Origin of the sequence: Chitinophaga sp. YIM B06452, assembly GCF_039655965.1 — a bacterium.
GTDB lineage: Bacteria > Bacteroidota > Bacteroidia > Chitinophagales > Chitinophagaceae > Chitinophaga.
Genome location: NZ_JAWLKY010000001.1, coordinates 663,908 through 674,389, shown reverse-complemented (window position 1 = coordinate 674,389; position 10,482 = coordinate 663,908). Strand labels below are relative to the sequence as shown.

Annotated in this window: 9 protein-coding genes; 8 read left to right on the top strand and 1 reads right to left on the bottom strand. The window is 52.1% G+C overall.

Annotated elements, in window-relative coordinates; translation table 11 throughout:
* Positions 1–210: 210 nt before the first annotated feature.
* Positions 211–618 (bottom strand): transmembrane 220 family protein, encoded by a 408-nt coding sequence (locus R3I13_RS02425; RefSeq protein WP_346316323.1) that lies wholly within the window; start codon positions 616–618, stop codon positions 211–213.
* A 621-nt stretch (positions 619–1,239) separates the two neighbouring features.
* Here R3I13_RS02425 and R3I13_RS02420 point away from each other — a divergent pair.
* The 8 genes from R3I13_RS02420 (at position 1,240) to R3I13_RS02385 (ending at position 10,440) form a co-directional block, all read left to right on the top strand.
* Complete coding sequence (locus R3I13_RS02420) at positions 1,240–2,118, top strand: EboA domain-containing protein (protein WP_346316322.1); 879 nt, start codon at positions 1,240–1,242, stop codon at positions 2,116–2,118.
* Positions 2,119–2,182: 64 nt separating this feature from the next.
* Positions 2,183–3,169 carry a TatD family hydrolase gene (locus R3I13_RS02415; protein ID WP_346316321.1) on the top strand — a complete coding sequence of 329 codons (987 nt, stop codon included), beginning with the start codon at positions 2,183–2,185 and terminating at the stop codon, positions 3,167–3,169.
* Positions 3,170–3,213: 44 nt separating this feature from the next.
* Positions 3,214–4,116 carry a UbiA-like protein EboC gene (eboC, locus tag R3I13_RS02410; protein WP_346316320.1) on the top strand — a complete coding sequence of 301 codons (903 nt, stop codon included), beginning with the start codon at positions 3,214–3,216 and terminating at the stop codon, positions 4,114–4,116.
* 110 nt (positions 4,117–4,226) lie between these two features.
* Entirely contained in the window at positions 4,227–5,378 is a 1,152-nt protein-coding gene (locus R3I13_RS02405; RefSeq protein WP_346316319.1) for a 3-dehydroquinate synthase, read from the top strand.
* 40 nt (positions 5,379–5,418) lie between these two features.
* Positions 5,419–6,627: a metabolite traffic protein EboE gene (gene eboE, locus R3I13_RS02400; protein ID WP_346316318.1), complete on the top strand. Its 1,209-nt coding sequence runs from the start codon at positions 5,419–5,421 to the stop codon at positions 6,625–6,627.
* Positions 6,628–6,676: 49 nt separating this feature from the next.
* A complete protein-coding gene (locus R3I13_RS02395) occupies positions 6,677–8,047 on the top strand; it encodes a nucleotide pyrophosphatase/phosphodiesterase family protein (RefSeq protein WP_346316317.1) in 1,371 nt (456 codons plus the stop codon).
* 305 nt (positions 8,048–8,352) lie between these two features.
* The gene (locus R3I13_RS02390; RefSeq protein WP_346316316.1) at positions 8,353–9,687 is read left to right on the top strand and encodes a Gfo/Idh/MocA family oxidoreductase; all 1,335 of its coding nucleotides are present in this window, start codon (positions 8,353–8,355) and stop codon (positions 9,685–9,687) included.
* A gap of 156 nt (positions 9,688–9,843) precedes the next feature.
* Positions 9,844–10,440 (top strand): sigma-70 family RNA polymerase sigma factor, encoded by a 597-nt coding sequence (locus R3I13_RS02385; RefSeq protein WP_346316315.1) that lies wholly within the window; start codon positions 9,844–9,846, stop codon positions 10,438–10,440.
* The last annotated feature ends 42 nt before the right edge of the window (positions 10,441–10,482 follow it).

Genomic DNA, 10,482 nt, shown 5'->3' with positions numbered 1-10,482 from the left:
ACGCTGGTTGTGGCATGCGAAAATGGGAAGGGCTTGGTAATCATATCGTTATTAGAATGGAATTCGATCCAGGAAACATTGTACCTTATGAAATCAGAAAAGACTGGACCCGGTTAAGCGAAGCCCTTAAGCGGCGCTAATTCATCCGCGTCTAATCACAAAAAAAGCCACCCTTGATAAGAATGGCTCTTTGAGAATAAATCATTTATATCACCCGATCTTCATCATTTTCTTCCGCATTTTTTTCGCGCGTTTCTGGCTGGTGCTGACGAAATTCACCAGCAGTACGATAATGATAATGAACAGGCCGAAAAACTCCCTTGTGTCCTCGATCCAGGGCTGGGAGGCTTTCATGGTGCCGGCGATGTTCTCGGCATTGTGCTCGGTCATCCAGCTGAGCACGCCGTCTTTTGTAAAGAACAGGTATACGGCATAGCCCAGGGCGGCCACGATGCCGAAAAGGTACCAGCCCTTGTAATAGTTGCCCGCTGCGGCCAGGGCGCAGAAAATAGCCCCGTAGAGGTAGATCGGCATCCAGATGTAAGGGTCCGGATCGTTCCACTGCAAAGCGGCAAATAATACGAACAGCACAGCAAAAACTACATTGAATATCTTCATGATGTAAAAAGTGAAATAATATGAGCTAAATTGATTAAACTTACGGAAAATCCGCCATTTCAGCATCACATTGCCGGGTTTAAAAAAAAAGTGGCTAAGATGTTTGTGGTTGTTAAATAAATGTTATAATTTTAGAACACAAGAAACAACAAAATTGTATTGAACCTTTGCATGAATAAAAATCTACGCTGACTCGTCCTACATAATTGTTTGTCTTTATAAATTCCACTTTGAATCAGGCACTTTTATCCAGGAAGTGCCGTTAATATAGACAGCCAGCTTGATTTTCCTCTTCTGCAAAATCGTTTTTCCAAAGGGAATGTTAAAATTTTGACACTTTGGGGTGAGCGCCGAACGATTTTTAATTCTTATATTGCAGTAGAAAGCACCGGTAACCCGGCACGGCTTTTGAATAGATAACCCTGAAAACGACATTGGGGACCGCATCCCCTGAAGAATATCCTGGTTACTAATCAGGTTTTAGAATGGCGGAAGGAGAGGCACTAGTTGCCTCTCTTTTATTTTTACAAGGCTGTTGAAGCGCCCGCCCGGCCCCGTTTCTCCTTACTGCTTAAAAATTATCCCCCTTCGTCTAAGCCTGAAAATGATTATTTTAGCCCCATGGGATACGCATTTAACAGGGAATCAGTTTCGGGAACGCTATACCAGATACTCTCCGCCAATACACAGGAAAAAGGCCAACAGTGGATCACAGATAAACTGCGCGCCTGGCAGGAACAACACTCCATGCAGGCATTTAATCTCGCATTTACGGCCGCGCCACGTTTTCTCGGCCGTGATACTATTAATGTAACCGCCGGACAGGCCGCGGCATTGCAGCCCTTTCAGCTGGAAGATTATACAACCGACCGCCTGTTCAGGGTTTGGTGGCTGATGCAGCTGCCGCCCACGGATCAGAAAACATACACGCAGGCGGTAGAAAATCTTTTTCATGCAGCTGAAATGAATGAGCTGGTTGCTCTTTACGGCGCATTGCCTCTACTGGCGTTTCCAGATGCCTGGAAGATGCGCACCGCGGAAGGTATCCGCTCCAACATAGGTGTTGTGCTGGAAGCGATTATGCTGCGAAATCCTTATCCAGCGCAGTATTTAGACGAACCTGCCTGGAACCAGCTGGTCATGAAAGCGTTCTTCACCGACAAGCCTGTGCAGCATATCGTAGGAATAGACGAACGCGCCAATCCCGCGCTCGCCCGCATCCTGACGGACTTCGCGCACGAACGATGGGCCGCCGGGAGGACCGTGCACCCGCTCATCTGGCGCATCGTAGCGCCGTTCATCCATGCCGGCAATTTTGAAGACGTTGAAAGGATCTGGTTCTCCGAACAACACGCTGAAAGGGAAGCAGCTGCGCTCGCCTGCGCTGCATCTGCATATCAGCCCGCGAAGGACCTGCTGGAAACAAGAAAGGAAATGAAAACGGATATAAGCTCCGGAAAGCTTACCTGGAACACGGTTGCCAGTCGTGTAAATGACTAGTTTATGTTATTGGACAGCCTGCCCATTATTATTAATTTAAACCCGATCGTAATTTATAATTCTTATGTGTTGTAGTGCTCAGCTGACGGAAAAAGATCTCGTACCCCAATCGCTCAACCCGGCTTACCTGGAGGCCATCAAAGGCATGCGTTTTTTTGACCCGCATGTACACATGACCTCCCGTACCACGGACGATTACCAGGCCATGGCAGACGCCGGAGTGGCAGCCATCATAGAACCTGCTTTCTGGCTTGGCCAGCCCCGCACCGGCGTGGATACCTTCAGGGATTATTACAGCAGCCTTGTAGGCTGGGAAAGGTTCCGCTCCTCGCAATTCGGTATCAAACATTATTGCACCATCGGCCTGAACTCGAAAGAAGCGAACAACGAAGCGCTTAGCGAACAGGTGATGGAAATATTGCCGCTCTTCATTTATAAAGAAGGCGTGGTAGGCGTTGGTGAAATAGGCTTCGACGACCAGACAGCGCTGGAAGAAAAATATTACCGCGCGCAGTTGCTGCTGGCCAAAGAAGCCGGTCTGCCCGTGCAGATACACACCCCGCACCGCGATAAAAAACAAGGCACACAACGAAGCATGGACATTGCCATCGAAATGGGACTCGACCCCTATATGGTGATCGTGGACCACAACAATGAAGAGACCGTGAAAGAAGTGCTGGACCGCGGTTTCTGGGCAGCGTTCACCATTTATCCTTTTACCAAAATGGGGAACGAACGTATGGTGGAAGTGGTGAAACAATACGGCACGGAGCGCATCATGGTAAACTCCGCTGCAGACTGGGGCATCAGCGATCCGCTGGCAGTGCCCAAAACGGCTGCGCTCATGCTGGAGCGTGGCATCTCAAAAGCGGATGTGGAATTGGTCACCTATCGCAACGCCATCACCGCGTTTGCACAAAGCGGCCAGATCAACGAAGCGGATTTTGAACAACCCGGGGAAATTGATCAAAGCCTGAAATATAATGGGAGCACGGTTTTGCGCGGAGGGCAACAACCCAGGCCGAATAAACAATCCACCATTATCCGGTAACAATTTTATCCATTGCTTTATTGTATTGAAAACCTGACAAACAAGTGAACTATATCCTCAGCAAACTGCTTGGCTACTTGCGACTGATGCGGCCCGCCAATATACTGACGGCCATTACCGATATTTTGGCCGGCATTGCAATCTCCGGTTTTCTCGCGCATGGCCTCACAGACGTTCAGTCAGTTTTGCAGGTTACCTGTCTTGCCATAGCCACTATCGGCCTTTACGGCGGGGGCGTGGTGTTCAACGATATTTTCGATGCTTCGCTGGACCGTATAGAACGGCCCGAACGGCCTATTCCCTCCGGCGTTATTTCAAAAACGGAAGCGGTGGTGCTGGGCGTATACCTGCTGCTGCTCGGCGTACTGGCCGCTTTCACGGTAGGCGAGATCTCCGGGTTCATTGCCATCGGCATTGCGGTGGCGGCGCTCGTGTATGATAAATGGGGTAAACATCATAAAGTGCTCGGCCCTTTTAACATGGGCCTGTGCAGGGGATTGAACCTCCTGCTGGGCATCAGCGTCATTCCCGCATCGCTGCCGCAATACGGCTGGCTGGCTATAGTGCCGGTGCTCTACATCGCATCCATCACCATGATCTCCCGCGACGAAGTGCATGGCGGAAAAAAACGTACGCTCAGGTTGGCCGCCGCCGGCTATGCTATTGTATGCGCTATCATTTTCTGGCAGGGCCTGATGAAAGGTGAAGCGCTGATGGTGGGAATTTACCTGCTCGTTTTATTATATCTCATCCTCACCCCATTGCTGAAGGCCATGAAAGAGCCGACAGGGCCCAATATCGGGAAGGCCGTGAAAGGGGGCATCATCGGCCTTATTGCCATGAATGCCGCATGGGTAGCCGCGTTTGCGGTGTTTCCCTATCCCCTGGTTGTGCTGGCCTTCCTGCCGCTGTCTATCCTGCTTTCCAGGGCCTTCGCCGTTACCTGAACTGTTCTGACTAAAGTACCTGCCTGCTGTAAAAAATAACAGCCGGTAACATCCTTTTTTGTACATTTAACCGTTTAAAAATTGCCCGGCAAACGGGGCGGAGCTTAGCTATGTCGTACATTCAACAATCCTTCAGCGTTCAGTTCGAATACAAGGTTTTTTTTACAGAACATTTATTTGACCCATCCAACCCGGTATTTTCCGGTTTCCTGGATTCCCGTGCGGAAAAAGACATACGCAAGAAATTGCTTTTTATCGTGGACGATGGCGTGACCAAACATCACGATACACTCCAGGAACAGATCACCGCGTATTGCAGCGGCCTGGATAATTACGAACTGGTGCAGGACATCATCGTGGTGCCCGGCGGTGAGGCTTCCAAGAACGATCTGCAGTTATTTTACTGGCTCGTGAACGAGATCGACCAGCATGCGATAGACCGGCACTCCTACGTGGTGGCTATCGGCGGCGGCTCCGTGCTGGATCTTGTTGGTTACGTAGCCGCGGTAAGTCACCGCGGCATCAAGCATATTCGTATACCCACTACCGTATTATCGCAGAATGATTCCGGCGTGGGCGTGAAGAACGGCATCAACTACCACGGCAAAAAGAACTTCCTGGGCACCTTCGCGCCGCCCGCAGCCGTGTTCAACGACGCGCATTATCTCACCACGCTCGACGAACGCGACTGGCGCTCCGGCATGATAGAGGCGGTGAAAGTGGCGCTGATCAAGGATGCGGCCTTCTTTGAATGGATGGAGGCGCATGCGGAAGAACTCTCGGTAGGTGAATCCAAAAGTCTACAATATCTCATCCGCCGCTGCGCGGAACTGCATATACAACACATCGGCGGCGCCGGCGATCCTTTCGAAAGCGGCTCTTCGCGCCCGCTGGACTTCGGCCACTGGAGCGCGCATAAGCTGGAGCAGCTCACCGATTTTGAACTGCGCCACGGCGAAGCCGTATCTATCGGCATCGCGATGGATAGTGTATACTCCTGGCTCACGGGCCTGCTGGATGCAGATTCCCTTGAAAGGATCATCCAGCTGCTGAAAAAGCTGCGCCTGCCCCTGTACCACCCGCTGCTGGAAATCGAAGACGATGCTTCTCCCATCATGGCGGGATTGGAAGAATTCCGGGAACACCTTGGCGGAAGGCTTACCATCGCCCTGCTTGAAGGCGTTGGCAAAGGAAAGGAAGTGCATTCCATAGATAATGCCACGCTGCGCAAAGCGGTAAACATGCTGCGCGACAAATGGTGACGCGGCTTTGATTGATCAGACCAGCATAAGACTTTAAAACATGCATACGCCATCAGGCCACCTGACTTATTGCACCAACATCCACCCGGGCGAAAGCTGGAGCGAACATTTCGCGCAGCTGCAACAGTTCATACCTGCCGTAAAATCGCAGGTAAGTCCCGATAAGCCTTTCGGCATCGGCCTGCGGCTGAGCAACCTGGCCAGCCTGGAATTGTCGAAAGAAGCGCCTTTAAATGCCTTCCGTGAATGGTTGCGGGAAAATGATTGTTACGTGTTTACCATGAACGGTTTTCCATACGGCGGTTTTCACAGGGAACGCGTAAAAGACCAGGTGCATACGCCGGACTGGGCTACCGCGGAACGCGTGGCCTATACCATCCGCCTTTTCCGCATCCTGGCGGCGCTGCTGCCCGAAGGCATGGAAGGCGGCGTGTCTACCTCCCCGCTGTCTTACCGCATCTGGCACCGCTGCGGCGAAGAACATAAATCCGTGATGGAAAGCGCCACGCTCAACATGCTGCTGGTCGTGGAGCAGCTGATCAGCATCCACAAAAGCGGCGGCCCGCTGCTGCATTTAGACGTAGAGCCCGAGCCCGACGGCATGCTGGAAAATTCCAAAGAATATCTTGACTGGTATTTCCAGCACCTGCTGCCCGCGGGCGTGATGATGTTCACCGATAAGTTCGGCATGACCGAAGAAGAAGCCACGCTTGCCATCAAGAACCATGTGCAGCTGTGCTACGACGTTTGCCACTTTGCGGTGAGTTACGAGGACCCGAAAGTGGTGCTGGAACGCCTGCACTTCTTTGGCCTGAAAGTTGGTAAGATACAGATAAGCGCTGCGCTGAAAGGCCTTTTCCCCAAAGAGGGGAGAGAGCCGGTTATCAATGCGTTTGCGGCTTTTGACGAAAAGATATACCTGCACCAGGTGATCGCGCGGATGAGCAACGATCAGAAAGTGCACTACCCTGATATGCCCGAAGCGCTTGCAGATGCAGGCAGGGCAGACCTCGAGGAATGGCGCGCGCATTTCCATGTGCCGGTATTTGTCCAGGATTTTGGCGTGCTTACCTCCACCCGCGACGACATCAGCCGCGTGCTGGCATTGCAGGCAGCCAAACCGTTTACCCAACACCTTGAAGTAGAAACCTATACCTGGGAAGTGCTCCCCCCGGGGTTAAAACAGGAAATGGGCGGATCTATCGCCCGGGAAATGAAATGGGTGTTGCAACAGTTGGAATTATCCTGACAGGGCCCTAGTTTTGGGGCCGAATTGTAACGCGAAGAAGATAGAAACTATGAAAAAGACCGTGGTAATAGATGTAGTAGGATTGTCTGCTGCGCTGATCGGCGAACACACGCCATTCCTGGCAGCTTACGCTAAAAAGCACCACACATCTGCTATTGCGCCAATGCTGCCCGCCGTTACCACTGCCGTGCAATCCACTTACCTCACCGGCCAGTGGCCCAGCGAACATGGAATTGTAGGCAATGGTTGGTACGACCACACAGATTCCGAGATCAAATTCTGGAAACAATCCAACAAGCTCGTTTACGGCGAAAAGGTCTGGGAGCGCGCACGCCAGCTGCATCCCGGTTTCACCTGTTCAAAAATGTTCTGGTGGTACAATATGTATTCCAGTGCAGACTTCTCCGTTACACCGCGCCCGCAGTACCTTTCAGATGGCAGGAAGATGCCTGACTGCTATTCTCACCCTGCTTCGCTCCGCGACCGTTTGCAGCAGGAGCTGGGCCAGTTCCCGCTCTTCCAGTTCTGGGGCCCCGGCGCCAATATCAAAAGCACACAATGGATCGCCGATGCGTCTATTCTTACAGACAAATGGCATGATCCCAATCTCACGCTCATTTATCTTCCCCACCTCGACTACTGCCTGCAGAAATTCGGCCATGACTATACGAAAATAGCGCCCGAGCTGAATGCGGTCGATAAGGTAGTGCGGCAACTGGTGGAATACTATGAGCAGCGGCAAAGCGAGATCATCATATTATCCGAATACGGCATCACGAACGTGAGCAAACCCATTCATATCAACAGGCTGCTGCGTGAAAAAGGGCTGATCAGCGTAAGGGTCGAAAGAGGCCTTGAACTGCTGGACCCTGGCGCTTCCCGGGCGTTTGCCGTGGCAGATCACCAGGTGGCGCATGTTTACATCAACGATCCCTGTTGCGCGAAGCAGGTGCGCGAGCTGCTGGAAAACATTCCCGGCGTGGAAATGGTGCTGGACCGGGAAGGCAAGCATGACCATCATCTGCATCACGAGCGCAGCGGCGATTTTGTACTGGTGGCCGATGCGCAAAGCTGGTTCACCTATTACTACTGGGAAGACGACGCCAAAGCGCCGGATTTCGCGCGTATTGTGGATATTCACCGCAAACCGGGTTACGATCCAGTGGAAATGTTCCTCAACCCCGCTGATCCTTTCGTGAAAATGAAAGTGATCGGTAAAGTGCTGAAGAAAAAACTCGGCTTCCGCTACCTGATGGACGTGATCCCCCTGGATGCCACGCTGATAAAGGGCTCCCACGGAAGGCTCGCCGAAGATGCGAAGGACCATCCCGTGCTGATCACCACGCAGGCCGTAAAAGAAAACGTGCTCGCGGTGGATGTGCATGATATTATCCTGCAGCATATCGGGCTGGAAGGGTAAGTTCTGATGAGATCATTTCGAATGACCATAAATTAACCGGCTCAAGTTTGCCCCAAAAATGAGCCGGTCAGCAAATTTAATCGGCTCATATCTAAATAAAACAGAATTGGTTAGGCCCTTTTAACCTGTGCATCCGCCCAAAAATTCAATAATTCATTTTCCCGCTCATCTATTTTTTCACAATATTTTCCTATTCTTCCTTACATTTAATTGCAACCGATTGCTATCAAAAGGGACAAGGGTTTCCCAACCCTGTCCGCCACGTTAACGCAGGCACGGTAAGCAAGGCTAAATCAAACTATATTATGAAAAGGAGAGACTTTCTGAAGACCGGCGCCATGGCCGGCGTAGGGGCAGGGATCACCGTCCTGAACTTCCCTGTATTTGGCAAGAACGCACCCAGCAACAAGCTGGTGATAGGCATGATGGGTGTGAACTCCCGCGGCAGCTGGCTGGCTAAAGTGGCTTCCAAGCTGCCCAATGCCGAGATCGGCTTTATTTGCGATGTGGACGACAAAGCCGCTGAAAAAGGCCTGAAAGCCGTCAGCCAGCAGTCCCGCAAGCCGGAAGTGCTGAGAGATGTACGCAAAATGCTGGAAAGGAAAGACCTGGACGCGGTGATGATCGCCGCGCCGGACCACTGGCACGCGCCCGCCGCCATCATGGCCTGCGCCGCCGGGAAACACGTGTACGTTGAAAAACCCGTAGGCCACAATCCCCGCGAAGGCGAGCTGGTGGTGGAAGCCGCGGCGAAATATAAACGCACGGTGCAAATGGGCAACCAGCGCCGTTCCTGGCCTAATATGCAGCAGGCTTATAAAGAGATACAGGAAGATAAGATACTCGGCCGCGTGTACTTCGCCAGGGGCTGGTATGTGAACGACCGCAAGCCGATAGGCGTAGGCAAAAAAGTGCCCGTACCGTCGAACCTTGACTGGGAGCTTTGGCAGGGCCCTGCGCCACGCCGTGATTTTATAGATAACGTGGTGCATTACGACTGGCACTGGCGTTGGCTTTGGGGCACCGGCGAGGCCTGCAACAACGGCACCCACGAGGTGGATTGCATGCGCTGGTTTATGGGTGTGGATTATCCCACCAAAGTGACCTCCGCGGGCGGCCGCCTGGCTTATTCCGGCGATGACTGGGAAACGCCCGATACGCAAACCATTACTTTCGAGTTCGAAGGCAACCGCTCCATTGTTTGGGAAGGCCGCAGTTCACATCCTTTCAAGCTGGAAGGCACCGGCCGCGGGTTCACCATCTTCGGCGAAAAAGGCTCCCTTTACTGCGACGGCGGCGACAACTACAAGATCTTTGACCTGAAAGGCAACGTCGTAAAAGAAGTAAAAGAAAACAAGACCGAGAACCGCGATGCGACCAACGTGGTAAGTCCCGCAGGGGAATTCCTGGACGCAGTGCACATCAGCAACTGGATGGAAGCCATCCGCGGCAACGCAAAGCTGAACTATGGCGTGGGAGAAGGCGCCAAAAGCGTGCTGCTCTGCCACCTGGGCAATATCTCCCAGCGCAGCGGCTCCATTCTCACTATCGATCCTGCCAACGGTCATATTCTGCATAACAAGGAAGCAGCTCAGCTTTGGGGACGGTCCTACCAAAAGGGCTGGGAACCTAAAGTCTAACGAAAAAGGGCCGTTAAACACGGCCCTTTTCATTTTGTATTATTTAATTATTAAATTGGCTCCCGCGGGCATAACCGCTCAACCAAAAGCTGAATATTTGCCTCCGCGGAAACCAACACCCGCGTTTAGGTCACCAGTTTAAACATAGGAATCAGCATGTCTTCCAGGGAGTCAGAAGAAATATTATTAGTGGATGCACTAAGGGAGGATAACGTTGCGGCATTTGACGCCCTCTACCGCCTGTATTTCCCTTCTGTTTACGCCAACATTCTCCGCCTGGTGCGGGAACCTGTTGCTGCGCAGGATATTGTGCAGGAAGTGTTCATCCGCTTCTGGGAAAAACGGCATACGCTGAAAGCCGGCACTGCCCCGGGCAACTGGCTGTTCGTGGTGAGCTACAACCGTTCTGTGAACCACCTGCGCGCCGCGCTGCGCCAAAGGCTGCAGATGGAAGGCTTTGCAGAGCAGTCTGATATATATGCCGCCGAAGAATGGAACCACACCAGCCTGCAGCTGGAAGTGTTGGAAAAAGCAATAGAACAATTGCCGCCGCAACGTAAAAAAGTATTCCTGCTTTGCAAGATGCAGGGCAAAACCTATGCAGAAGCCGCTACAGAGCTCCAGATATCCCACAATACTGTAAAAGAGCACATCACCAAAGCAAGCCGGTTTATCCACGATTATATCCGCCTGCAGCCCGAATGGCAGACGCTCGCCGTGGCAGCGCCTTTGACCCTTGCCTATTTCTCCTGAAAAAAATATTTCACCCCAACCCCCCTTTTTACATCACCCGGT

Bases quoted from the DNA above. Each gene is read 5' to 3' on its own strand.
- R3I13_RS02425 (WP_346316323.1), bottom strand. From the start codon at position 618: ATGAAGATATTCAATGTAGTTTTTGCTGTGCTGTTCGTATTATTTGCC.
- R3I13_RS02390 (WP_346316316.1), top strand. From the start codon at position 8,353: ATGAAAAGGAGAGACTTTCTGAAGACCGGCGCCATGGCCGGCGTAGGG.
- R3I13_RS02415 (WP_346316321.1), top strand. From the start codon at position 2,183: ATGTGTTGTAGTGCTCAGCTGACGGAAAAAGATCTCGTACCCCAATCG.
- eboE (WP_346316318.1), top strand. From the start codon at position 5,419: ATGCATACGCCATCAGGCCACCTGACTTATTGCACCAACATCCACCCG.
- R3I13_RS02385 (WP_346316315.1), top strand. From the start codon at position 9,844: ATGTCTTCCAGGGAGTCAGAAGAAATATTATTAGTGGATGCACTAAGG.
- R3I13_RS02420 (WP_346316322.1), top strand. From the start codon at position 1,240: ATGGGATACGCATTTAACAGGGAATCAGTTTCGGGAACGCTATACCAG.
- R3I13_RS02395 (WP_346316317.1), top strand. From the start codon at position 6,677: ATGAAAAAGACCGTGGTAATAGATGTAGTAGGATTGTCTGCTGCGCTG.
- R3I13_RS02405 (WP_346316319.1), top strand. From the start codon at position 4,227: ATGTCGTACATTCAACAATCCTTCAGCGTTCAGTTCGAATACAAGGTT.